The organism is Nocardia sp. NPDC056000, from assembly GCF_042269265.1.
Taxonomy (GTDB): Bacteria; Actinomycetota; Actinomycetes; order Mycobacteriales; family Mycobacteriaceae; genus Nocardia.
Genome location: NZ_JBHJXS010000001.1, coordinates 423,044 through 446,213, shown reverse-complemented (window position 1 = coordinate 446,213; position 23,170 = coordinate 423,044). Strand labels below are relative to the sequence as shown.

The following is a 23,170-nucleotide window of genomic DNA, read 5'->3' as shown; positions in this document are numbered from 1 at the left end:
ATCCACCGCCCGGCCCCACAATCCGGCCCCGAATGTGAAAGGCGCGGATGACCGACGACCTGTTCTCGCTCACCGATCCGGACCTGTCCGTCCGCCCGGCGGTCACCCGAGCCCGTCACCGCGACGACTCCGCCGGCGGTGACTCCCACCCGGATCCGGTGGGCGACGACGGCGCGGACCTGTTCACCCTGGGCGCGGACATCACCCCCGATGCGCCCACCGCGCGTTCGGGTGCGATGACCGGCGGTGCGGCTGACGAGACGGAGGTCGACGCGGATGCCCCGCCGTCGCAGAGCGAAGGACTCTGGGCCGCCGACAATGTCACCGATCCGGTGCCGAATGTCAGTGGTGAGCAGGAGGATTCGGGGAGTGGGTTTCAGCTGACCGGGCCGCTGCCGGTGGGGACCACGGTGCTGGAGGCCAGCGCCGGGACCGGGAAGACCTACGCCATCGTCGGCCTGGCGGTGCGGTTCGTGGCCGAGGCCGGGGTCGATATCTCGGAATTGCTGCTGGTGACATTCAGCCGGGCGGCCACCCAGGAGTTGCGCGAGCGGACGCGGGATCGGTTCGTCTCGGTGGCGGCGGCGCTGGCGGAACCGGAGCGGGCGCAGGCCACCGGGGATGAGCTGATTCGGCATCTGGCGCAGGCGAATCCGGCGGAGGTGGCGGCGCGCCGGGAGCGGCTGCTGGCGGCGCTGTCGGATTTCGACGCGGGGACCATCGCCACCACGCACAGCTTCTGCCAGCGCATGCTCGATGAGCTGGGGCTGGCGGGGGAGCAGGATCCGGGGGTCCGGCTGGTCGAGAATGTCGACGAGGTGGTGTCCACCGTCGCCGATGATCTGTACCTGAGCCGGTACGCGCGTGAGCTGCCGCCGTTCAGTCCGGCCGACGCACAGCGGCTGGCGGCCGCGGCCGTGCACGACGGGGCCGCCATGCTGGTGCCCGAGGTCGAGTCCGAACTCGATCCGGCGGGGGAGCGGGTCGCCTTCGCGGCGGCCGCGCGCGCGGAAACCGCACGGCGCAAACAGCTTTCGGGACTGCGCGATTTCGACGATCTGCTGGTCTTGCTGCACGATGTGCTCGCCGACACCGAGCACGGCCCGCGCGCCTGCCAGCGCATCCGGGATCGATTCCGGGTGGCGCTGGTGGACGAGTTCCAGGACACCGATCCGTTGCAGTGGGACATTCTGCGGCGCGCTTTCCACGGGCACACCACGCTGGTGCTGGTCGGCGACCCCAAACAGGCGATCTACGCCTTCCGGGGTGCGGAGGTGCTCAGCTATCTGGATGCGGTGGCGCACGCGGACTCTCGGCGCGAACTGACCACCAACCGGCGCAGCGATGCCGGACTGCTGGCGGCGCTGGAGCATCTGCACGGCGGAGCGGCCCTGGGGCATAAGGAGATCACCGTGCACACGGTGGCCGCGACCCGGCCGTACAGCAGGCTGACCGGCGAGCCCGATGCGGTGATTCCATTCCGGCTCAGGTGTTTACCGCGCACCGGTGCCGGACCGCTCAATCGCTCCGGCTATCCGACCGTCGGCCGCCAGCGTGAACGCGTGGCCACCGATGTGGCGGCCGATATCGTGCGACTGCTGGAATCGGGCACCACCATCGACGCCGATGGTGAAAGGCCGCTCGGCCCGGGCGATATCGCGGTGCTGGTGCGCAATCGGAACCAGCTCGACATGGTGCGCAAGGAACTCGAACTCGCCGGGGTGGCCTCGGTGCTGGCGGGGGGTGCGAGCGTTTTCGGCACGCCGTCGGCGACCCAGTGGCTGTGGGTGCTGCACGCTTTGGAGCAGCCGCATCGCGCCGACCGGGTGCGCCTGGCCGCCGGTACCGCATTGCTCGGGCTCGCCGCCGAGGAGATCGATTCCGGCGGTGCGGATCTGGTGGGACGGCTCAGTGCCGAACTGCGCGATTCGGCCCGGCTGTTCGCCCGCGCGGGATTCGCGGCGGTCTTCGAGAAGATGAGCGCGGAAACGAGACTCGCACCGCGCCTGCTCGGCTTGGAGGGCGGTGAACGCCAGCTCACCGATCTGCGCCATATCGCCCAGCTGCTCGACGATGCCGCGCTGCGTGAGGGTTTGGGCCTGAGCGCGCTCACCCGCTGGCTCGCCGATCGGGTCCGCGATCCGGCATCGGGCAGTGTGGCCGATCGCAGCCGCCGCCTGGACCGGGACGCGGCGGCCGTGCAGATCGCCACCGTGCACGCCAGTAAGGGACTCGAATTCCCGGTCGTCTACCTGCCTTTCGCATGGGATGCAGCCAAGATCCGCAATCCGCAGACCCTGCTCTTCCACGATGACCAGGGTCGCCGCGTGCTGGATGTGGGCGGTCCGGACGCCTCCGGCTACAACACGCGCAAACCGCGCGCCGAAGCGGAGGAGGCCGCCGAGGAACTGCGCCTGCTGTACGTGGCGCTGACCCGCGCGGGCGCACAGGTGGTGGCCTGGTGGGCGCCCGCCTTCGACACCCAGACCGCACCCCTGCACCGCATGATCCTGGGCCGCGAACCCGGCAGCCCGGCCGTGGCGGACAAGGTCGCGGTACCCGCCGATGCGATGGTGCTGAACCGCATCTCGGAATGGGCGAGCACCGCCGAACCCGGCGTCATCGCCATCGAACCGGTGCATGAGATCCGCCGCGCCCGGCTGCCCCGCGATCACACCGCCACCACCGCGCAGGACCTGGCCGTGGCGCGCTTCCACCGCCATCTGGATCAGGATTGGCGGCGCACCTCGTACTCGGCGCTCACCGCCGGAGCGCACGACGCCATGCCGGTCGGTGATCAGCCCGACGGCGGCGGCGTCGCCGATGAACCGGCCACCCCGAGCGTGCTCGCCGAGGACCTGGACGTATTCACCACGGCCGCACCGTCACTCATGAACACGCTGCCCTACGGCGCGGAATTCGGCACCCTGGTGCACGAGATCCTGGAGTACGTCGACACCGACGCGGCCGATCTCGCCGCCGAGATGCGCGCCCGTTGCACGCACGCGGTCGCCGAGCAGATGTTCGACGCCGATCCCGAAGTGCTCGCGAATGCCCTGCTGGCCGTCATGCACACGCCCATCGGATTCGGTTCCCTGGCACAGATTTCCGCGCGCGACCGGCTCAGCGAACTCGATTTCGAACTGCCGCTCGCGGGCGGCGACCAGCCCACCGCCACCCGGGTGAGCGTGCCGCAGATCGCCGGACTGCTGCGCCGCCACCTCCCGCCCGGCGATGTCTTCATCCCCTACGCGGATCAGCTCGAACATCTGGACGACACCCCGCTGCGCGGCTTCCTCACCGGCAGTATCGACGCCGTATTGCGCATTCCCGGACCGCGTTTCGTGGTGGTCGACTACAAGACCAACCGCCTGGGCACCGGCGACCTCACCGTCGCGCACTACACCCACGAGCGCATGGCCGCGGAGATGATGCGCTCGCACTACCCGTTGCAGGCGATCCTGTATTCGGTTGCACTGCACCGGTATCTGCGCTGGCGGCTGCCCGGCTACGATCCGGCCCAGCACCTCGGCGGTATCCGGTACCTGTTCGTGCGCGGCATGATCGGTCCCGACACCCCGGACGGCGCGGGCGTTTTCGACTGGATGCCACCGCCCGCCCTGGTGGAGGATCTGTCCCGCCTGCTCGCGGGCGAACCCATGGACCCGGAGGCCGCCCGATGAGCCGCGATATGAATGCCGTCAGCGTGCGCGGGCGGGTGATCGCGTGACCTCGATTCAGTTGGCGCAGCGCGGAACCGGCGCGATGCAGATCTTCAATACCGCCGGTGTGCTGTCCGCGGCCGATGTGCACGTGGCGGTGCGACTGGGCCGGTTGGGGCAGGAGAACTCACCGCTGGTGCTGTTCGCCACCGCGCTGGCCGTGCGCGCGGTGCGGTCCGGCTCGGTGTGTCTCCAGGTGCGGCGCATGCACGAGATCGGCGTGGATGCCGAAGGGACCGAAGAGTCCTCGATCGATCCGGCGACCCTGCCCTGGCCCGATGTGGACGCGGTGATCGCCGAACTGCGCAAGAGTCCGCTGGTGTGCGGCAGTCCGGCCGGACCGCTGCGACCCTTGCGCCTCATCGATCCGCCGGGGTCCACGGATGGACCGCTGCTCTACCTGGACCGGTATTACCGGCAGGAGGAGACGATCCGGCAGGTGCTCACCGAACGCTCCACCACCCAGCCCATGGTGGACGCGGAACTCATTCGGCGCGAACTGGATCGGCTGTTCCCGCGCGAGGGCGGCCCGGGGGAGCCGCCGGATCGGCAGCGCCTCGCGGTGGCCCTGGCCGCGACCCAGTGGACCACCGTGGTCGCCGGCGGCCCGGGTACCGGTAAGACGCACACCATCGCCCGCGTGCTGGCCCTGCTGGTCGCGCACCAGGAAGCGATGCCGGGCGCGCCCGCGCTGCGCATCGCCCTGGCGGCCCCGACCGGTAAAGCCGCTGCGCGCCTACAGGAATCGGTGCGCGAACAGGCGGGCGATATCGGCCTGCCGGAATTGACCGCCGCCACCCTGCACCGCCTGCTCGGCTGGCAGCGCGGTGGCGCGAGCCGCTTCAAGCATCACGAATTCAACCGGCTGCCCTACGACGTGATCGTGGTGGACGAGACCTCCATGGTCTCGCTGACCATGATGAGCCGCCTGCTGCCCGCGGTACGCCCCGACGCCCGCCTGGTGCTGGTCGGCGACCCGGATCAGCTGGCCTCGGTCGACGCGGGCGCGGTGCTCGCCGATCTGGTGGCGGGACCGATTGCCGGACAGGCGAATCCGGCCCTGGACAAGATCCTGGGCGGCGAAATGCGCGATACCGCCGCACATCCCGACGCGCTGTCCGCCCGCGAACGGGAACGCCTGCGCGGCGGCATCGTGCGCCTCACCCGGGGCCGCCGCTTCGGTGGCCGCATCGCCGAACTCGCGGTGGCCGTGCGCGCCGGAGACGCCGATACCGCCCTCGATCTGCTGCGCGCGGATGGCACCGAACTGTCCCTGCACACGCCCGAGGATCACACCGAGGTGCGCGCGGACGTCCTGCGCGCCGCGCACGCCGCCACCGACGCGGCACTGGCCGGGGATGCCACCGCCGCGCTGACCGCCCTGGAATCGCATCGCCTGCTGTGCGCGCACCGTCAGGGTCCATACGGCGTGGAACGCTGGGATCGCATGGCCGCGGGCTGGGTGGCCGCCGCGGGCATCAGCACCGAACCCGGTCCCGGACACTGGTATCCGGGCCAGCCGCTGCTGGTTACCGCCAATGATCACGAGGCCCGCATCTACAACGGCGATACCGGTGTCATCGTGCGCATGCCCGACGGCACCCTGCGCGCCGCGCTACAGCGCGGTACCGAACCGTATCTGGTGCACCCCACCCAGTTCCCGGGCGTCACCACCGTCTATGCCATGACCATCCACCGCAGTCAGGGCAGTCAGTACGACACCGTCACCGCGGTGCTGCCCGGACCGGAATCGACACTGCTCACCCGAGAGTTGCTGTACACGGCCATAACTCGCGCCCGCAAACATGTGCGGGTGCTGGGCACCGACGAATCGATTCGCGCCGCGATCGGCCGCCGGGTACTGCGCGCGAGCGGTCTGCGCGCGTAGCCTGGTAACCCGGAGGGGTGCCATGGCCGACACCGGGTTCGAACAGTTCGCCGATACCGTGCTGTCCGCGGACGGCACCCGCATCGCGTATCTCACGGTGGGCCAGGGGCCGCCGGTGATCGTGCTCCCGGGAGTGCTGTCCGTGGCGAGCGGTTTCGCCCGCTTCGCCGCCGCCCTCGGTACCGGGTTCACCGTGCACACCCTGGAGCGGCGCGGGCGCGGCGACAGCGGACCGCAGGGGCCGGACTATCGAATCAGCCTGGAGTGCGAGGATATTCGCGCACTCCAGGACAAAACCGGTGCGGGACTGATCGTCGGGCACAGCTACGGCGGGCTGATCGCGCTGGAAGCGGCGCGGGACAATCCGGATATCCGCAAGCTCGCCCTGTACGAACCGGGCGTCTCGATCGCCGGATCGGTGCCCTCGGACTGGATGCCCGCCTATGAGCGATACCTGGATCAGGGCAAACCCTTCGACGCCTTCGTCGAATTCGTTCGCGCCATGGGTCCGGAGAATATGCGCAAGGTGCCGCGCTGGATGTTCCGGCGCATGATGCCGCTATTCATGAACGCGCCCGAAAAGGACATGGTGGTGAGCCAGCTCGCCGAGAATCTGCGCGAGCATCGCGAGATCATCCGGCTGAACGACACCTATCGCGCCTATGCCGGGATCACCGCCGAGGTGCTGCTCATGGACGGGGACAAGGATCCGCAGCGCCGAACCGATCCCGATCACACCCGGCTCGCGGAAACCCTGCCGCACTGCGAGCGCCGCACCGTCCCGGGCCTGGATCATTTCGGCATCGACAAACAGGCCCCCGAACTCGTCGCCGGGATCATCGGCGAATTCTTCTCGCGTTCGTAGTGCGCTTCGCCCCTGCGCGGGTGCGGTGCTGGATACGCTGGGATCGGGTGCGCGGGCACCGTCATATTGCGAATCGGAGGAGTATCGATGAGCAGCACTCCCGAGCACGTCGATGTGCTCATCGTCGGCGCCGGACTGTCCGGAATCGGCGCGGCCCATCATCTGCAGACCGCGTTTCCATGGCGCACCTACGCGATTCTGGAGATGCGCGAGGGCATCGGCGGGACCTGGGATCTGTTCCGCTATCCCGGAATTCGCTCCGATTCGGATATGTTCACCCTCGGCTATCGCTTCCGGCCGTGGCTGGGAGACAAGGCCATCGCCGACGGCGATTCGATTCTGAACTATGTGCGCGATACCGCCGTGGAGGCGGGTATCGACAAGCACATTCGCTACCGGCACCGGGTGCTGCGCGCGGAATGGTCGACCGCCGATGAGCGCTGGACGGTGACCGCCGACCACGATGGCGAAACGGTGACCATCACCGCGAATTTCCTGTTCAGCTGTTCGGGCTACTACCGCTACGACGAGGGCTACACCCCGGAATTCGCCGGTATGGAACGCTTTTCGGGTCCGGTCGTCCATCCGCAGCACTGGCCCGAACAGCTCGAGGTGGCGGGCAAGAAGGTCGTGGTCATCGGTTCCGGCGCGACCGCGGTGACCCTCGGACCGGCGCTGGCCGATCAGGGCGCGCACGTGGTCATGCTGCAGCGCTCACCGTCGTACATCATCTCCATGCCCGCACGCGATGCCTTCGCCGATCGGGTGCGCCGCATCCTGCCCGCGCGGGCGGCCTACGGTCTGGCCCGGGCCAAGAATGTCGCGCTCAGCACCGCCATGTATCAGATCTCGCAGCGCTATCCCAAGCGTATGCGCTCGTGGATCTTCGGCCTCCAGAAGCGCTGGCTCCCAGCTGGTTACGATATTCAGACGCATTTCAATCCCAGCTACAAGCCGTGGGATCAGCGGCTGTGCCTGGTGCCCAACGGTGATCTGTTCCGCGCCATTCGCCAGGACAAATTGGAGATGGTCACCGACCGCATCGAGACCTTCACCGAAACCGGCCTGCAGCTCGAATCCGGTCGTGAACTCGACGCCGATATCATCATCACCGCAACGGGTTTGAACCTCATCGCCTTCGGCGGCCTGGAACTGACGGTGGACGGGGAGAAGGTGGAACTCCCGAATGCCATGGCGTACAAGGCCATGATGCTCTCCGACGTCCCGAATTTCGCGTTCATCATCGGCTACACCAACGCCTCCTGGACGCTCAAGGCGGATCTCGTGTGCGAGTACGTGGTTCGGCTACTGCGCCATATGGATTCGAACGGCTATGCGAAAGCCACCCCGATCCGCGACCCCTCGGTCGGCACCGCGCCCTTCCTGGATTTCCAGCCGGGCTATGTGCTGCGCGCCCTGGATCACCTGCCCAAACAGGGTGACCGGGTGCCGTGGCGGTTGCGTCAGAACTATCTGCGCGATCTGCCCACGCTGCGCTACGGCAAGATCGTCGACCCGGATATGCGCTTCGAGCGCGCGGGGGAGTCGACCCCGGTCGCCGAGGCGCGGTAGCGGTCTCAGCGCCCGAAGACGCCTTCGAGTCGATTGCGCGAGCCCGGATGCACCAGCCGGGCCACGCTCACAAGGCCCTGTTCGGACCAGGTGCGGCGGCGAATGAGCAGGCACGGTTCACTGCGATCGATACCGAGCAGGCGGCATTCCTCGGCGCTGCCGAGCACCGCCTCCACCACGTGCTCACCGCGCACCAGCGGTGCGACCCGGCTCAGATAGTCATTGGGCGTGGTGGCGGCGAAATCCTGTTCCAGATAGCCGGGAGCCTGCGCCGGATGCACGTACCGGTCCTCGACCTGGATCGGGGTGTCATCCTCGAAATGCACCAGCACCGAATGAAAAGCCTTGGGGCCGAGGGACTCCCGCAGCGACGGCTGCGTGCCGTCCAGCTTCTCCTCGCGCACCAGAATCACCTCGGTGCGATGCCGATGCCCGCGCTGTTGGATCTCATCGGCGATATTGCGCACCTCGAACAGCGGTGAGGAACCCTTGGTGCTCGCCACGAAGGTGCCGACGCCCATCATGCGCACGATCAAGCCCTCGGCGGTGAGTTCGCGCAGCGCTCGGTTGATCGTCATGCGGGACAGTCCGAGCGCCGCCACGAATTGATGCTCGGACGGCAGTTGATCGCCTTCCGTCCAGCGCCCTGAACGCACCTGGTTGATCACCAACTGCTTGATCCGCTCGTACGCGGGCACGGCATCGCCGCCCGCCTCGGCGAACAGGGTGGCCAGGGAGGTCTCGCCCGAGCTGTTCGATCCCGCGACCGTTGCCATCCCCGTACCGCTCCCTACCGTGTGCACGTTCCGAGCATGCAGCCTACCGGCCCGGATCCCGCGATTTTGACAGTTGTATAGACAGGACTATACAACTGTTGCAGAATGCGATCCAGCACACATTCACGGCCCAGCGCGAACGGAGTCACCGGGCCGCAGGTGCGAAACAGCCGAGGACGAGGAATCCCATGGACATCAACTCCCCGGGCCACGAGGCCCGACCCGTGCGCGCTCCGCGCGGCCCCGAGCTCACCACGCTCGGCTGGCAGCAGGAGGGAGCGCTGCGCATGCTCATGAACAATCTCGATCCGGAGGTGGCCGAACATCCGGACGCCCTGGTGGTCTACGGCGGCACCGGCCGCGCGGCGCGGTCCTGGGAAGCCTTCGACGCCATGGTCGCCACGCTCAAGACGCTGCACAACGACGAGACCATGCTGGTGCAGTCGGGGAAGCCCGTCGGCGTCTTCCGCACCAACGAATGGGCTCCGCGCGTGCTCATCGCCAACTCCAATCTCGTTGGCGACTGGGCGAACTGGGAGGAATTCCGCCGCCTGGAAGAGCTCGGGCTCACCATGTACGGGCAGATGACCGCCGGATCCTGGATCTACATCGGCACCCAGGGCATTTTGCAGGGCACCTATGAGACCTTCGGTGCGGTGGCGCGCAAGCGATTCGGCGGCACCCTCGCCGGAACCATCACCCTCACAGCGGGTCTCGGCGGTATGGGTGGTGCCCAGCCCCTCGCGGTCACCATGAACGAGGGCGTGGCCATCTGCGTCGACTGCGATGTCACCCGCATCGACCGGCGCATCGCGCACAAGTACCTGGATGTGAAGGCCGACAACCTCGACCACGCCCTGGAATTGGCGATCGAGGCCCGCGATGCCCGGCGGCCGCTGTCCATCGGCGTGGAAGGCAATGCGGCGGAGGTGTTTCCGGCGCTGCTCGAACGCGAGGCCCCCATCGATATCGTCACCGATCAGACCTCGGCGCACGATCCGCTCGCGTACCTGCCGATCGGCGTCGACTTCGGCGATATGAAGACCATGTCCGAGAAGGATCCGGTCTGGTTCACCGAACAGGCCCAGTTGTCCATGGCCGCGCATGTGCGCGCCATGGTCGGTTTCCTGGATCGCGGTGTCGAGGTCTTCGACTACGGCAACAGCATTCGCGATGAGGCCCGCAAGGGCGGCTTCGATCGCGCCTTCGATTTCCCGGGCTTCGTACCCGCCTACATTCGCCCGCTCTTCGAAGAGGGCCTGGGCCCATTCCGCTGGGCCGCGCTGTCCGGCGATCCCGCCGATATCGCCGCCACCGATAAGGCCATCCTCGAATTGTTCCCGGACAACGAGCATTTGAAGCGCTGGATCACCCTGGCCGGGGAGAAGGTCGCCTTCGAGGGCCTGCCCGCGCGCATCTGCTGGCTGGGTTATGGCGAACGGCATCTGGCCGGACGCAAATTCAATGAAATGGTCGCCAGCGGTGAGCTTTCCGCGCCGGTCGCCATCGGCCGCGATCATCTGGATTCGGGTTCGGTGGCCTCGCCGTACCGCGAAACCGAGGCCATGAAGGACGGTTCGGACGCCATTGCCGACTGGCCGCTGCTGAACGCGCTGCTCAATACCGCCTCCGGTGCGTCCTGGGTATCGCTGCATCACGGCGGCGGCGTCGGCATGGGCCGGTCCATGCACGCCGGACAGGTCATCATCGCCGACGGCACCGAATTGGCCGCGCGCAAGATCGAGGCCGTCCTGACCAACGATCCGGGCATGGGTGTCATCCGGCACGCCGACGCCGGATACGAACACGCCATCGAGACGGCCCGCACGCGCGGAGTCCGCATCCCCATGTCCGAGAATCAGCACTGATCCACCGCGGTCGCCAAGCAGGAAAGGCTGAGACCATGACGCACGACGGTCCCGCCGAGGTCGTACTCACCCCCGAACGCCACACCATCGATGTCATTCCCGATGCGGAACGGCACGGCAGTCCGCGCAGCCAATTCACCCTGTGGTTCGGGGCGAATATGCAGATCACCGCGATTGTCGATGGAGCGCTCGCGGTCATTTTCGGAGCGGACGCGCTCTGGGCCATCATCGGCCTGCTCATCGGCAATATCGCCGGTGGCGCGGTAATGGCGCTGCATTCCGCGCAGGGGCCGAAACTCGGCCTGCCGCAGATGATTTCGAGCCGGGCGCAATTCGGGGTGCGGGGTGCGATATTGCCTTTGCTGCTGGCGATCGTCATGTACCTGGGGTTCGCGGCCACCGGCACCGTATTGGCCGGTCAGGCCGTGGCCAAGGTGCTGCATATCGACAGCCCCAAATTGGGCATGGTGATCTTCGGACTGCTCACCGCGTTCATCGCGGTCACCGGTTATAAGCTCATTCATATCGTCGGCCGCATCGCCACGGTGGTGGGCATTGTCGGATTCACCTATCTGGCAATCCGTTTGTTCGCCGAATACGACGTGACCGCGCAGCTCGGGGTGAAGGGTTTCGAGACCGCCACCTTCCTGCTGGCGATCTCGCTGGGCGCGGGCTGGCAGCTCACCTTCGGACCGTATGTGGCCGATTACTCGCGCTATCTGCCGCGCTCGACCAGTGATCGGGCCACCTTCTGGTCCACCTTCGCGGGCACCGTGATCGGCTCGCAGTGGTCCATGACCTTCGGCGCGCTCATCGCCGCGGTGGCGAGCAAATCGTTCATGAAAGATCAGGTCGGTTTCATCGGTGATCTCGCCGGACCTGCCGCCGTGGCGGTACTCATCTATCTGGTGATCGTCACCGGCAAGCTGACCGTGAACGTACTCAACGCGTACGGCGGTTTCATGTCGATTCTCACCACGGTGACCGCTTTCGAAGGCCGCTCGCGCATTTCGACCCTGGCGCGCGGGCTCTACATCATCGGCTTCACCACCGTGGCGACCCTGATCGCCATTGCCGCCAGCGCGGATTTCCTGGCCAATTTCAAGAATTTCGTGCTGGCGCTGCTCATGGTGTTCACGCCGTGGAGTGCGATCAACCTGATCGACTACTACCTGATCTCCAAGGAGCGCATCGACATTCCCGCGCTCTATGACGCCTCCGGGCGCTACGGAGCGTGGAATGTGCCCGCGCTGGCCTGCTATTTCATCGGCGTCGGGGTGCAGATTCCCTTCCTGGCGACCAAGTTCTACACCGGACCCGTCACCGACATGCTGGGCGGCGCGGATATCTCCTGGATCGTCGGCATCGTGGTGACCGCCGGGCTCTACTACCCGCTCGCCAAGCGCACCGCCACTCCGCCGGAGCAGATGATCTATCCGCCCGATGCCGAGATGGCCCGAGCCTGAAAGGAATTCGACCGTGACCAGCCTGGTCGTCACGAATATCGGAACGCTCGTCACCAATGATCCAGCCATCGGCGAGGGCACGCTGGGTGTGCGCCGCGACGCCGCCATCGCCTTCACCGACGGCCGCGTGGTGTGGATCGGCGACAGCGCCGACGCGCCCGCCGCCGATAACGGCGTCGACCTCGGCGGCCGGGCGCTGCTGCCCGGATTCGTGGAAAGCCATTCGCATCTGGTGTTCGCCGGTGAGCGGGCCGAGGAATTCGCGGCCCGCATGACCGGAACCCCGTACACCGCCGGCGGTATCCGCACCACCATCGAGGCCACCCGCGCCGCCGATGAGGGACTGCTCGAGGCCAATGTGCGGCGGCTGCTCAATGAGGCGCTGCGCTCGGGCAGCACCACGGTGGAATGCAAGACCGGATACGGGCAGACCACCCGCGATGAACTGCGCAGCGCACAGGTCGCGGGGCGGTTCACCGATGAGGTCACGCTGCTGGCGGCGCATGTGCCGCCGCCGGAATACGCGGGCCGCGCCGATGACTACGTGGCGATGGTGTGCGATGAGATGATCGAAGCCTGTGCGCCGCACGCCAAATGGATCGATGTGTTCTGTGAGCGCGGGGCGTTCGACGAGGAGCAGTCCCGGGCGGTATTGAAAGCCGGTGTGGCGCACGGGCTCATCCCGCGCGTGCACGGCAATCAGCTCGGGCAGGGGCCGGGGGTGCGGCTCGCGGTGGAGATGGGTGCGGCCTCGGTCGATCACGTCACCTACGTGAATTCCGCCGATATCGACGCGTTGGCAAGCGGTTCCACGGTGGCCACCCTGCTGCCGGGTGCGGACTTCTGCACCCGCAACTCCTATCCGGACGCGCGGGCGCTGCTCGATGCCGGGGTCACGGTGGCGCTGGGCGCGGATTGCAATCCGGGCACCTGCTACACCACCAGCCTGCCGTTCTGTATCGCCCTCGCGGTGCGGGAAATGCATATGACCCCGGCGGAAGCCGTGTGGTCGGCGACCATGGGTGGTGCGAAGGCATTGCGGCGCAACGATATCGGTCAGCTGACCATCGGTGCCCGCGCCGATGCCATTGCCCTGGACGCACCCTCGTACCTGCACCTGGCCTACCGGCCCGGTGTGGCGCTGGTGCGCGAGGTCTGGAAGGACGGCGTGCTCGTCACCCCGGGAGTCGCGGTATGAGCGCGGAGATTCCGGTCGATATCCCGCCCGCCGCATGGACCGGGCGCAACGACGGCGATACGCCCGAGCATCTGCGGTGGCATCAGGCCATCCGGTCGTACGATCCGGCCGCTACCGAAAGCCGCTGTGTCCTCATCGGTTTCGCGAGCGATGAGGGTGTGCGCCGCAATAAGGGCCGTCAGGGCGCGGCGGCAGGTCCGCACGCCCTGCGCGCCGCGCTGGCATCCATGGCACTCAATGATCCGGCGTTGCTCGAGGACGCCGGAACGGTCGCGGTCACCGATGCCGATCTCGAATCCGGTCAGGCCCGATTGGGCCGAGCTGTCGCCGGGGCCATCGACTCCGGCCGATTGCCGGTGGTGCTCGGCGGCGGACACGAGGTCGCGTACGGAACCTATCTTGGTGTGGCCGCCGCCGCGGCTCGGGGAACGGGCACCCGGCTCGGAATCCTCAATCTGGACGCGCATTTCGACCTGCGCGGCGAGGCGACCCCGAGTTCCGGTACGCCCTTCCGGCAGATACTGGAGGCCGAACACGCGGCGGGCATGTCCATTCGCTACGACGTGCTCGGCATCAGCCAGCCGAGCAATACCCGCGCGCTGTTCGACACCGCCGACCGCTTCGACGTGCACTATCTACTGGACGATCGTTGCGGCCCAGCCGATTACGCGCTCGTCGACGCCTTCGTCGCCGATCTGCTCGACGCGGTCGATCTGCTGTATCTGACCATCGATCTGGATGTGCTCCCGGCCGCCGTCGCCCCCGGGGTCAGCGCCCCGGCGGCGTACGGCGTTCCGCTGGAGACCATTCAGCGCGTCTGTGACCGAGTGGCCATGAGCGGCAAGCTGATCGCGGTCGACGTCGCCGAACTCAACCCCGGCCTGGATATCGACAATCGCACCGCGCGCACCGCCGCCCGGCTCATCCACCGCATCGTGACCCGCCACCCCTAGCGGGCGGCGGGAGCGCCGATCGGGCGGACGCGCTCACGGGAGAACAGCAGCGCCAGGAATGCCACCACCAATCCGCCGCCCACCAGGTAGAGGCCCCAGCTGCCGTTCAGCAGATCGCGGTAGTCGTCCCGGAGCTGCTGGTCGAAGCTGTCGTACAGCCGCCAGGCGAGTACGCCCAGCGCCGCCAGCCCGGCCAGCACCCCGAGACCGCCCAGCACCCGCGAGCCGACGAGCGCGGAGATCAGCACGACCGCCGCCACCCCGAGCAGCACCACGGCCAGCGAGGACCAGAACGACGCGGATTGATGACCGACCTGATCGAGGGTCTTACCGGCATCGAAGCCATTGCGCAGATCCCCCAGCCGGACATCGCGCGCGTTCACGCTGCCGAGCAATGGGCCGAAGGTTCCGACGGCGATCACGATGGCACAGGCGAAGAGCAGCAGATGTACGAAAGTACGCATACCCCACGGTAGGTCCATTTCGGGCATCGATGCCGTAGGCGGCGGAAGGTATTCACGAACTCGGCGTCACCGCGTCGCCCCGAGTACGCCGACAGCGTGTCGCGCGAGCTCGGCGACTCAGTGATCCACCCGTTGCGCCAAGGGATAGGTCACCTTCGTGAGTCGCTCGGATTCGGCCCACAGCCGCAGTTGCGCCGCTCGATCGTGGGATTTCGCGGTGGATTCGACCTTGGCCGGATAACCGGTGAACTGGAGGCGACCCGGCGGGCCGAAGTAGTCGCCGCCGCGCGCCTCGGGATCGACCGCGGCCCGCACGGACGCCAGTGCGCCCATGGTCGCGCTCTGCAGCAGCCACCAGGTGACGACCCGGGCCCCGGGGTGCAGCAGAACCTGTGCGATCCGGGGCAGTTCGCGGCCGAATTCGGTCTGCGCGTTACCGGGATGCGCGGCGACCGCGATGGTCTGCGCACCCGCCGCCGCGAGCCTGCGCTGCAGCTCGTAGGTGAACATGAGATTCGCCAGTTTGGACTGGAAATAGGCTGTGCCGTACCGGTATTCGCGCTCGGCCTGCAAATCGTCGAAGTGGATATCGCCGCGCCGATGCCCGATGCTGCTGACCGTCACGATGCGCGATCCCGGTGTCGTGGTCAGCCGATCCAGCAGCAGTCCGGTGAACGCGAACGGGCCGAGATGGTTGGTGGCGAAGGTCGATTCGAAGCCGTCCTCGGTGACGGCGTAGCGGGTGCGCATACCGCCCGCATTGTTGATCAGCAGGTCGATGCGCGCGTGGTCGGCCCGGAGTTGTTCGGCCGCAGCGTGAATGGAGGCGAGCGAGTCCAGATCCAGGTGCTGGACGCGCACCTCCGCGGCGGGTGCGGCGGTCCGGATGCGTGCCGCGGCGGCAGCGGCCTTGCCGAGATCGCGACAGGCCAGCACCACGGTCGCGCCGTGTTCGGCGAGCATGCGGGCGGTTTCGAAGCCGAGGCCGGTATTGGCCCCGGTGATGACGGCCGTACGGCCGCTCTGATCGGGAATGCGGGCGGCGTTGAAGCGCTGCCCGGGTGTCGTCGAGTTCATCCGTGCCTTCGATCACGAGGGAGTCGTTAGAATCGGGATGCGCATCCCGGTTAGGACTATACGGGATGGCCATCCCGTTTGTCGTCCGATGCGAAAGGCCCTGTGCCGCCTATGGAAAACCCGCGAAACGATCGACCCCTGCGCGCGGACGCCCAGCGGAATCGGGACACGGTGCTGCGGGTGGCGGCCGAGGTCTTCGCCGCCGAGGGGCTGTCTGTGCCCGTCCATGAGATCGCGCGCCGGGCCGGGGTCGGCACTGGAACCGTCAGCAGGCATTTCCCGACCAAGGAGGAACTGTTCGCGGCGATCCTCATCGATCGCATGGCCGCACTGGTCCAATTGGCCGACGATCTCGCCCGCACCGAGGAACCCGGCCCGGCCTTCTTCTCCTACTTCGCCGCCATCGTCCGCGAGGGTGCGACCCACCGCGGCCTCGCACAAGCCTTGGCAGGCTCGGGATTCGACGTCGAGAGCGCCGGACAGCGAGCCGGCCACGATATGCCCGGCCGTCTACGGGATCTGCTGGACCATGCCCAGCGCGCCGGTGCGGTGCGCGCCGACGTCGGCTACGACGAGGTGAAAGCCCTACTGGCGGGCACCATGTCGTGCGATATCACCGTGGTGGAGCCGATCGTGTCCGTCATCTGCGATGGTCTCCGGGCTCGGTGACAGGGTGAGATAGCCCTGCCGGGCGCTGGGCCGAATCGGGAGATCGTGTCGAAAGAGCGCGTCCAGGAACGGGGTACGCCGGTGGTAGGCGTACAGCGATGACTCGCTGCCGACGATTCCCGGGGTATCCAGGAACAGCGGCAGTTCGGCCAGGAAGTACCGCGCGGCGATAACGCACTGTTCGATCTCTGGTTCGGTACCGGCGGGCAGCCTGTGCCGCAGGACATTTCGCGAGGTTTCTAGGCACTGCTCCCGGAACGTCGAGTCGATATCGAAGAGCGCCAGCACTTCTCGATGCAGTGCGAGGAATGCCGGATCGGTGTCGACGTAGGCCCAATTCACGATTCGGGAGTCCGCATCGGGCAGCCCCGCCAGGGTGATTGCGTCCCGAATGCGATTGCGCATTTTCAGCCCGTTCTCATGGGCTCGCTTGCGCGCCTTGTCTTCCGGAAAGCCCAGGGCCAGCAGTGTGAAGATCGATGGCGTATCGGGCAGGTGAAACTGGATGTGCCGGAACTCTTTCGCGGCCCAGCGGGTCAGTTCCGCGATGCGGTCCCGGGTGAAATAGCTGTTGAACGGGCTGATCCCCAGCAGCAGATGATCGCGGTCCGCGAAGAGTCGAGCGCAATTCGCGGTGAGCGGCTGGGCGGCGAGCTCGAGCGCCATGGGCATTGCCCCATGGTTGCACAGCGGCGATCGGCCGGGTGCGGGATCGCTCAGCCCGCGAATAGGCCCGGAATCGTGAGGGCGTATTCGACGTCTTCGCGGCTGCCGAGGGTGACCAGGCAGCTGCGAATCATGGTGAGGCGGGCCGCGGCGATGGTTTCCGGGGTTGGTTCGCCGTTTGCGGAGATGCGGTAGACGACGAATTCGCAGGTTTGCAGGCAGGTGTCCAGGTCGAGGTCGGCGGGGGTGGGGCGGCCGAGTTTCTCGAATTTGGCGCGGATGAGGGCGCGGATATCGTCCATGGCCCGTTCGCGGTACGGGGAGACGGGGGAGCCCGGATCGTGGAGTTCGGCGAACAGCGGCGAGAGCATGGGGCCGTGGCCGTCGGCCCAGTAGAGGTAGGCCTCGATCATATTGATGCCCAATTGCACCGGCTCTTCGGTGCGTTCGAGCGCGGTGCGGATACCGCCGACCAGATCGTCATTGGAGATGGCCAGCACCGCGTGCAGCGGTTCGGTCGCATTGGCGAAATAGCGGTAGAAGGTGGGGCGCGCCAAGCCCGCGGCCTCGATGATTCGGGCCACACTCAAACCGCGCGAACCGTGCTGGGCGAAGACGTCGGCGGTGGCCAGCACGATGCGGGCGCGCACCTGATCGGCCTGCTGGGCCGTTTGCGGCGGGCGGCCGCGGCGGGTGGCGGGGGTGGCCGAGGTCATCGACTGCTCCAGGTGCTTGACATGGGGTGTGGCACGGACATTAATCTAACACTAGTGTTCACCTAACAGAGGTGTTCAGAAAATTGCTTCCACGCACCGCGGCCGGACCCGCGGGCGCTATCGAGAGGGCGACCAATGTCGACTGCCCCGCAGCTCGCCGCCGCTGACGCACTGCCGTTCGACCTGGTGCAGCGCTTGCTCGCGCACGCTGTCGCGGGCGGCGCGCCCTCGGTCGAGGTGTTCGCACCCGCCACCGGCGCCAAGATCGCCGATCTGCCGCAGTCCTCCATCGCCGATGTGGAGACCGCCTTCGCCACCGCCCGCACCGCACAGGCCGAGTGGGCCAGGACGCCGGTCGGCGAGCGCGCCGCGCTGCTGCGCCGCATTCACGATCTGGTACTCGCCGAACAGGACACCATCCTCGATATCGTGCAGCTCGAGACCGGTAAGTCCCGCGTGCACGCGTTCGACGAGGTCTCCGATGTCGCGGTGAACACCCGCTACTACGCCGCCGAGGGCAAACGCCTACTGGCACACCGCAAACCGCGCGGCGTCATGCCGGTGCTCACCCAGGTCGAGGTGCGCAACCGGCCCAAGGGCGTGGTCGCGGTCATCTCACCGTGGAACTACCCCCTCGCACTGGGCGCTTCCGATGCGCTGCCCGCACTGCTCGCCGGTAATGCCGTCATCGGCCGCCCGGACAATCAGACCGCGCTCACCCTGCTGTGGGCCATCGATATCGCCGAGCGCGCGGGCCTGCCCAAGGGCCTGTGGCAGGCGGTCCTGGGTCGCGGCGCGAAGCTCGGACCCGAGGTCATCGCACGCGCCGACTACGTCGATTACACCGGTTCCAGCGCCACCGGCCGCACCATCGCCCAGCAGGCGGGGGAGCGGCTCATCGGGTACTCGCTCGAATTGGGCGGTAAGAACCCGCTTTTGGTGCTCGAAGACGCCGATGTGTCCAAGGCCGCCAAGATCGCGGTGCGCGCCTGCTTCGCCTCGGCCGGGCAGCTGTGCGAATCGATCGAGCGAATCTACGTGCACGACAAGGTGTATGACCAGTTCATCACCGAATTCGTCGCCAACACCAAGGAATTGAGCCTCGGCAAGACCCTCGATTTCGATTACGAGATCGGCTCGCTCACCTTCCCGCGTCAGATCGACACCGTCAGCACGCATGTCGACGATGCGGTGAGCAAGGGCGCGAAGGTGCTCGCCGGTGGCAAGGCCCGCCCGGAACTCGGCCCGTACTTCTACGAGCCCACCATTCTGGCCGAGGTGCGCGAGGGCATGACCGTGTACCGCGAGGAGACCTTCGGCCCGGTCGTCTCGGTCTACCGCGTCGCCAGTGACGACGAGGCCGTGGCGCAGGCCAATGACACCGCGTACGGGCTCAATGCCAGTGTGTGGAGCCGGGATACCGAGCGCGGGCGCGAGGTCGCGGCCCGTGTGAACGCCGGATCGGTGAACGTCAACGAGGGCTTCATCGCCGCCTGGGGTTCGGTCGCCGCACCGTCGGGCGGGCTCGGCATCTCCGGCACCGGCCGCCGGCACGGTCCCGAGGGCCTGCTCAAATACGTCGACACCCAGACCATCGCGGTGCAGCGCATGCTGCCCATCGCCCCGCTGCCGGGTATGTCGGAGCAGGTGTGGGCCAAGACCATGACGCTCTTCCTGGGCGTGATGAAGACGCTGCGCCAGAAGTGATTCGCTGACTCGAGACAAAGGGGTACCGGGGTAATGAAAGACGTTGCGGGCAAGAAGGTTCTGGTCACGGGCGCGGCCATGGGCCTGGGCAAATCGTTCGCCGAGCGCGCGGTGCGCGAACGGGCCGCCGATGTGGTGCTGTGGGATATCAACGCCGAGGCGCTCAAGCAGACCGCCACCGAACTGGCGGCGCTGGGCGGCAGCCGGATTCACCACTATGTGGTCGACGTTTCCGATCGCGACGCCATCGCCGAATCCGGGGCGGCGGTGCGCAGTGAGGTCGGCGATATCGATGTGCTCATCAACAACGCGGGCATCGTGCGCGGCAACGGATACTTCTGGGAGACCGAGAACCGCGGCGATATCGAGAAGACCGTCGCCATCAATTCCCTTGCGCCCATGTACATCACGCTGGAATTCCTGCCCGCCATGGTCAACGGCACCGGCGACGCGCGGGTGCTGAACATCGCCTCCTCGGCGGCGCTGGTCGCCAATCCGCGCATGAGCGTGTACGCGGGCTCCAAGTGGGCGGCCCTGGGCTGGTCGGATTCGGTGCGACTGGAACTGGAGCAGTCCGGCAATACGCATGTGAAGGTGACCACGGTCTGCCCGACCTACATCAACACCGGAATGTTCGACGGCGCCAAGGGTTTCCTGTTCACCCCGATCCTGGAACAGGACGAGGTGGTGAACACCTCCTGGGAGGAAATGAAGAAGGGCTCCCCGCTGGTGGTGCTGCCCTGGACCTCGCGCCTGAACCGCGCCATCTCCGGGCTGCTACCGCTCAAGGTGCGCGACTTCTACCTCAACTCCGTCGGCGTCTACCACTCCATGGACGAATTCACGGGCCGCAAATAGCTTTTCGGCACGATGTCGCGCCGCCGGACCCGGTGTCCGGCGGCGCGCTCGGCTCAGTGCGGGTCGAAGTGCCCGAAGGTCGTCGCGCTCAATTCGGATAGTGATGGGATCACCGTGACGCCGTCGAGATGCGCCACCCCGCGCGCCGTGCGATCGAGCCAGTAGGCGCGCAGGCCCGCATCGCGCGCGCCGATGCCGTCGGTGTCGAAGCGATCGCCGACATAGGCGACCTGATCCGGTGGCAGGCCGATCATCGCGCAGCCCGCCAGGAAAATGCTCGGATCCGGTTTGGCCGCACCGAATTCCGCCGAGCACAGCACGGCATTGCCGAAATGCTCATGCAATCCCACGGCCTCGAGCTTGCCCTGCTGATGCGCCTGCGACGAATTGGACACCACCCCGAGCGCGACCTGCCCGGACAGTCCGCGCAGCGTCGGCGGCACATCGGGGAAGGCCGCCCACGCGGTATCGCGCCGCGCGGCATAGCGCGCGAACCACGCCACCGGATCCCGCTCCTTCACCCCGATATGGGACAGAAAACGCTTGGTCCGCAATTGCTGCTGCCCGGTGAAAGTGAGCTCACCTGCCAGGAATCGCGGATACTCCTCCTCCTCGAGCGCCCGCCACAGCAGCACCGCCTCCTCGGGCGAGAGGAAGTAATCCAGCAGATCCTCCGCCCGCAAATGCCGCAGCAGACCGACCCGAGCCGTCGCCGAATAATCGATCAGAGTGTCGTCGATATCGAACAGAATCCCGCGAATGCTCATGCGGCCGCGCCCGATAGCGCGGGCCGGGTGCCGATGACCACGGTCGCGCCGAGTTCGTCATCCTCGGCGATGCGGGCGTGCAGACCGTGGTCGCGCATGAGCTGGACGGCGCGCGGAGCCTGTGCCTCGCTCTCCTCGACCAGGAGATGTCCGCCCGGCGCCAGCCAGTCGGTGGCGACCGCCGCGATGCGGCGCAGTACGTCCAGGCCGTCCGCGCCGCCGTCCAGGGCCACGCGCGGTTCGTGATCGCGGGCCTCGGGCGGCATGGAGGCAATTGCGGCGGACGGCACATACGGGGTGTTCGCCAGCAGGATGCGCACTCGGCCGCGGAGTTCGGCGGGCACGGGCGTGAAGAGGTCACCCTCGACGACTCGTGCGCCGAGCGGCGCGAGATTGGTTCGCGCGCACGCCACGGCGGCGGGCTCGATATCGGTCGCGGTCAAGTCGACCCGAATGCCTTCGGCCGCAGCCTCGATCGCGAAGGCCATGCCCAATGCGCCACTGCCGCAGCACATATCGAGTACGGTCATCGGTTCGCTGCTCAGGGTGACATCCGTCGTTTCGTCGTTTCGATCGGCACTCTCGGTTCGAATCATCGCGCGCCCCAGGGCGATTGCCTGTTCGACCAGGAATCCGGTGCGCTGCCGGGGCACGAACACATTCGGCGCGACCGCCACCCGGAGTCCCCGGAATTCGGCCCAGCCCAGCAGATGTTCCAGCGGGAAGCCCGCGATCCGGCGTTCGACCAGCGTTTCCAGCTGTTCGTCATCGGTGGCCGCCGCGATCAGCAGCGCCGCCTCGTCCTCCGCGAAAACGCACCCGGCCGTCCGCAGACGAGCGATAAGGGTATCGATTCCGGTAGTGCTCACCGCGCAATTGTGCCCGTTCCGACCTGCGCGGTTCCCACGCGGGTCGAAACGGGCACGGTGCGGAGCTCGGAGGATCAGCGCTCGACGGGCAGCAGCATGGTGCGGGTGGCGTCGAGGTAGATGCCGCGCTGGCTGTTCTTGGCGGGCGGGGGGAGCTGGGAGACGAGCTGCTCCAGGGAGGTGGTGGCACCGACGACGGGGATGCCCGCGACGATGAAATCGGCCACCGCGCGCCGGATGTGATTGGGGGAGGTGACCACGATCGCGCTGGTCGCGCCCGCTTTGCGGAGCATATCCGCGCCGTAGAGCGCGTTCTGCACGGTCGAGCCCGCGCGGTGGTCGGCGATGATGCGGGCGGCGGGGATGCCGTGGCCGATCAACCAGCCCTGCATGGCCGCGGCCTCGGTGATGCCGTTCTGCGGGTTGCCGCCGGTGACCAGGATCGGGGACATGGGCGAGGCGATGGCCTGCAGCCAGGCCGCCTGCAACCGGTTCACCAGTTCGGGGCGCATGCTGCCGTCGGGCAGCAGACCGTAGCCCAGCACGGCGATGCCGGTGCTCGGTCCGGCGATGGCCGGAATCGGATTGGGCAGGGTGCCCACGGCCGCGCCGATGGCGTGGAAGAGGTTGCGGGTGCGGTCCGCGAGCTGCGGGTCGACGCCCTGCAGCCGGTTCAGCGCCACCTCGCGGGTGAGCAGATCGCCCGTGTAATCGGACCAAATGGCTTGCAGCGCAAGCGCTTGCGCGTCATCGGGGGATTCGGCGAGCAGGTTCCGCAGGTCCGCGAGTCCCGCGCCGGCGTCACCGTCGGTGAAATTGTCCTGTGCGGAGTTGTAGAGCGGGCCGGGGTCGGCGTGGGCGATGCCCGGGCCGAACAGGGTCAGGGCGGCTGCCGCCGCCGCGAGAACTGTAGGAAAACGCCTGGCGATCTGCACTGCTGTCGACCTTTCCGAAAGAGGGTCACGCATGCTTGCTGGGTTATCTACTCACTTTGCTGACTGGTGGCTCGGTACCGATTGGGGACACAATACGGCTGACCACAGCCGTTGTCGGGTATTTGCCGAAGTGA

Annotated in this window: 19 protein-coding genes; 11 read left to right on the top strand and 8 right to left on the bottom strand. The window is 67.3% G+C overall.

Translation table 11 applies throughout. From position 1 onward, the window contains the following. The first annotated feature begins 47 nt into the window (after positions 1 to 47). From ACFC4D_RS02075 to ACFC4D_RS02060, 4 genes are all read left to right on the top strand, one after another. The gene (locus ACFC4D_RS02075) at positions 48 to 3,683 is read left to right on the top strand and encodes a UvrD-helicase domain-containing protein (protein WP_376061272.1); all 3,636 of its coding nucleotides are present in this window, start codon (positions 48 to 50) and stop codon (positions 3,681 to 3,683) included. Positions 3,684 to 3,726: 43 nt separating this feature from the next. Continuing rightward, on the top strand, positions 3,727 to 5,610 hold the full coding sequence (gene recD / locus ACFC4D_RS02070) for an exodeoxyribonuclease V subunit alpha (RefSeq protein ID WP_376061271.1): 1,884 nt from the start codon (positions 3,727 to 3,729) through the stop codon (positions 5,608 to 5,610). A 22-nt stretch (positions 5,611 to 5,632) separates the two neighbouring features. Further along, positions 5,633 to 6,475, top strand: coding sequence for an alpha/beta fold hydrolase (locus ACFC4D_RS02065; RefSeq protein WP_376061269.1), 843 nt, complete (start codon positions 5,633 to 5,635; stop codon positions 6,473 to 6,475). An 87-nt stretch (positions 6,476 to 6,562) separates the two neighbouring features. Further along, positions 6,563 to 8,047, top strand: a complete 1,485-nt coding sequence (locus tag ACFC4D_RS02060) for a flavin-containing monooxygenase (RefSeq protein ID WP_375967642.1) — start codon at positions 6,563 to 6,565, stop codon at positions 8,045 to 8,047. A gap of 5 nt (positions 8,048 to 8,052) precedes the next feature. On the opposite strand, the gene hutC is transcribed toward ACFC4D_RS02060, so the two are convergent. Next, positions 8,053 to 8,823 (bottom strand): histidine utilization repressor, encoded by a 771-nt coding sequence (hutC, locus tag ACFC4D_RS02055; RefSeq protein WP_376061267.1) that lies wholly within the window; start codon positions 8,821 to 8,823, stop codon positions 8,053 to 8,055. A gap of 188 nt (positions 8,824 to 9,011) precedes the next feature. Here hutC and hutU point away from each other — a divergent pair, with 188 nt between their 5' ends. The 4 genes from hutU to hutG are packed head-to-tail and all read left to right on the top strand — an operon-like array spanning position 9,012 to position 14,308. Continuing rightward, entirely contained in the window at positions 9,012 to 10,691 is a 1,680-nt protein-coding gene (hutU, locus tag ACFC4D_RS02050) for a urocanate hydratase (protein ID WP_364633826.1), read from the top strand. A 35-nt stretch (positions 10,692 to 10,726) separates the two neighbouring features. Continuing rightward, on the top strand, positions 10,727 to 12,157 hold the full coding sequence (locus tag ACFC4D_RS02045; RefSeq protein WP_364633828.1) for a cytosine permease: 1,431 nt from the start codon (positions 10,727 to 10,729) through the stop codon (positions 12,155 to 12,157). Beyond that, on the top strand, positions 12,135 to 13,355 hold the full coding sequence (hutI, locus tag ACFC4D_RS02040; protein WP_376061266.1) for an imidazolonepropionase: 1,221 nt from the start codon (positions 12,135 to 12,137) through the stop codon (positions 13,353 to 13,355). Before ACFC4D_RS02045 ends, hutI begins: the two co-directional genes overlap by 23 nt. Further along, positions 13,352 to 14,308: a formimidoylglutamase gene (gene hutG / locus ACFC4D_RS02035; RefSeq protein WP_376061264.1), complete on the top strand. Its 957-nt coding sequence runs from the start codon at positions 13,352 to 13,354 to the stop codon at positions 14,306 to 14,308. The genes hutI and hutG overlap by 4 nt, the downstream gene beginning before the upstream one ends. Here hutG and ACFC4D_RS02030 read toward each other — a convergent pair. Both ACFC4D_RS02030 and ACFC4D_RS02025 read right to left on the bottom strand, forming a co-directional pair. After that, positions 14,305 to 14,772 (bottom strand): hypothetical protein, encoded by a 468-nt coding sequence (locus tag ACFC4D_RS02030; RefSeq protein WP_376061263.1) that lies wholly within the window; start codon positions 14,770 to 14,772, stop codon positions 14,305 to 14,307. The two genes, hutG and ACFC4D_RS02030, sit on opposite strands and share 4 nt — an antisense overlap. 117 nt (positions 14,773 to 14,889) lie before the next feature. Further along, positions 14,890 to 15,849 carry an oxidoreductase gene (locus ACFC4D_RS02025; protein ID WP_376061262.1) on the bottom strand — a complete coding sequence of 320 codons (960 nt, stop codon included), beginning with the start codon at positions 15,847 to 15,849 and terminating at the stop codon, positions 14,890 to 14,892. 111 nt (positions 15,850 to 15,960) lie between these two features. Between ACFC4D_RS02025 and ACFC4D_RS02020 the strand changes: the two genes are divergently transcribed. Then, the gene (locus ACFC4D_RS02020) at positions 15,961 to 16,518 is read left to right on the top strand and encodes a TetR/AcrR family transcriptional regulator (protein WP_376061261.1); all 558 of its coding nucleotides are present in this window, start codon (positions 15,961 to 15,963) and stop codon (positions 16,516 to 16,518) included. Here the strand turns inward: ACFC4D_RS02020 and ACFC4D_RS02015 are convergent. Both ACFC4D_RS02015 and ACFC4D_RS02010 read right to left on the bottom strand, forming a co-directional pair. Then, complete coding sequence (locus tag ACFC4D_RS02015) at positions 16,435 to 17,190, bottom strand: tRNA-dependent cyclodipeptide synthase (RefSeq protein ID WP_376061259.1); 756 nt, start codon at positions 17,188 to 17,190, stop codon at positions 16,435 to 16,437. The two genes, ACFC4D_RS02020 and ACFC4D_RS02015, sit on opposite strands and share 84 nt — an antisense overlap. 44 nt (positions 17,191 to 17,234) lie before the next feature. Beyond that, positions 17,235 to 17,900: a TetR/AcrR family transcriptional regulator gene (locus ACFC4D_RS02010; RefSeq protein WP_364633839.1), complete on the bottom strand. Its 666-nt coding sequence runs from the start codon at positions 17,898 to 17,900 to the stop codon at positions 17,235 to 17,237. A gap of 135 nt (positions 17,901 to 18,035) precedes the next feature. Here ACFC4D_RS02010 and ACFC4D_RS02005 point away from each other — a divergent pair, with 135 nt between their 5' ends. Both ACFC4D_RS02005 and ACFC4D_RS02000 read left to right on the top strand, forming a co-directional pair. After that, complete coding sequence (locus tag ACFC4D_RS02005) at positions 18,036 to 19,607, top strand: succinic semialdehyde dehydrogenase (RefSeq protein ID WP_364633841.1); 1,572 nt, start codon at positions 18,036 to 18,038, stop codon at positions 19,605 to 19,607. Positions 19,608 to 19,640: 33 nt separating this feature from the next. Next, positions 19,641 to 20,465, top strand: coding sequence for an SDR family NAD(P)-dependent oxidoreductase (locus ACFC4D_RS02000; RefSeq protein ID WP_376061258.1), 825 nt, complete (start codon positions 19,641 to 19,643; stop codon positions 20,463 to 20,465). A 53-nt stretch (positions 20,466 to 20,518) separates the two neighbouring features. Here ACFC4D_RS02000 and ACFC4D_RS01995 read toward each other — a convergent pair whose 3' ends face one another. The 3 genes from ACFC4D_RS01995 to ACFC4D_RS01985 form a co-directional block, all read right to left on the bottom strand. After that, the gene (locus tag ACFC4D_RS01995; RefSeq protein WP_376061257.1) at positions 20,519 to 21,232 is read right to left on the bottom strand and encodes an HAD family hydrolase; all 714 of its coding nucleotides are present in this window, start codon (positions 21,230 to 21,232) and stop codon (positions 20,519 to 20,521) included. Further along, entirely contained in the window at positions 21,229 to 22,101 is an 873-nt protein-coding gene (locus tag ACFC4D_RS01990) for a putative protein N(5)-glutamine methyltransferase (protein ID WP_376061256.1), read from the bottom strand. Before ACFC4D_RS01990 ends, ACFC4D_RS01995 begins: the two co-directional genes overlap by 4 nt. A 74-nt stretch (positions 22,102 to 22,175) precedes the next feature. Further along, the gene (locus ACFC4D_RS01985) at positions 22,176 to 23,036 is read right to left on the bottom strand and encodes a YdcF family protein (protein WP_364633849.1); all 861 of its coding nucleotides are present in this window, start codon (positions 23,034 to 23,036) and stop codon (positions 22,176 to 22,178) included. Positions 23,037 to 23,170 lie beyond the last annotated feature (134 nt).

Bases quoted from the DNA above. Each gene is read 5' to 3' on its own strand.
- ACFC4D_RS02075 (WP_376061272.1), top strand. From the start codon at position 48: ATGACCGACGACCTGTTCTCGCTCACCGATCCGGACCTGTCCGTCCGC.
- ACFC4D_RS02065 (WP_376061269.1), top strand. From the start codon at position 5,633: ATGGCCGACACCGGGTTCGAACAGTTCGCCGATACCGTGCTGTCCGCG.
- ACFC4D_RS02060 (WP_375967642.1), top strand. From the start codon at position 6,563: ATGAGCAGCACTCCCGAGCACGTCGATGTGCTCATCGTCGGCGCCGGA.
- hutC (WP_376061267.1), bottom strand. From the start codon at position 8,823: ATGGCAACGGTCGCGGGATCGAACAGCTCGGGCGAGACCTCCCTGGCC.
- hutU (WP_364633826.1), top strand. From the start codon at position 9,012: ATGGACATCAACTCCCCGGGCCACGAGGCCCGACCCGTGCGCGCTCCG.
- ACFC4D_RS02045 (WP_364633828.1), top strand. From the start codon at position 10,727: ATGACGCACGACGGTCCCGCCGAGGTCGTACTCACCCCCGAACGCCAC.
- hutI (WP_376061266.1), top strand. From the start codon at position 12,135: ATGCCGAGATGGCCCGAGCCTGAAAGGAATTCGACCGTGACCAGCCTG.
- hutG (WP_376061264.1), top strand. From the start codon at position 13,352: ATGAGCGCGGAGATTCCGGTCGATATCCCGCCCGCCGCATGGACCGGG.
- ACFC4D_RS02030 (WP_376061263.1), bottom strand. From the start codon at position 14,772: ATGCGTACTTTCGTACATCTGCTGCTCTTCGCCTGTGCCATCGTGATC.
- ACFC4D_RS02025 (WP_376061262.1), bottom strand. From the start codon at position 15,849: ATGAACTCGACGACACCCGGGCAGCGCTTCAACGCCGCCCGCATTCCC.
- ACFC4D_RS02020 (WP_376061261.1), top strand. From the start codon at position 15,961: ATGGAAAACCCGCGAAACGATCGACCCCTGCGCGCGGACGCCCAGCGG.
- ACFC4D_RS02015 (WP_376061259.1), bottom strand. From the start codon at position 17,190: ATGCCCATGGCGCTCGAGCTCGCCGCCCAGCCGCTCACCGCGAATTGC.
- ACFC4D_RS02010 (WP_364633839.1), bottom strand. From the start codon at position 17,900: ATGACCTCGGCCACCCCCGCCACCCGCCGCGGCCGCCCGCCGCAAACG.
- ACFC4D_RS02005 (WP_364633841.1), top strand. From the start codon at position 18,036: ATGTCGACTGCCCCGCAGCTCGCCGCCGCTGACGCACTGCCGTTCGAC.
- ACFC4D_RS02000 (WP_376061258.1), top strand. From the start codon at position 19,641: ATGAAAGACGTTGCGGGCAAGAAGGTTCTGGTCACGGGCGCGGCCATG.
- ACFC4D_RS01995 (WP_376061257.1), bottom strand. From the start codon at position 21,232: ATGAGCATTCGCGGGATTCTGTTCGATATCGACGACACTCTGATCGAT.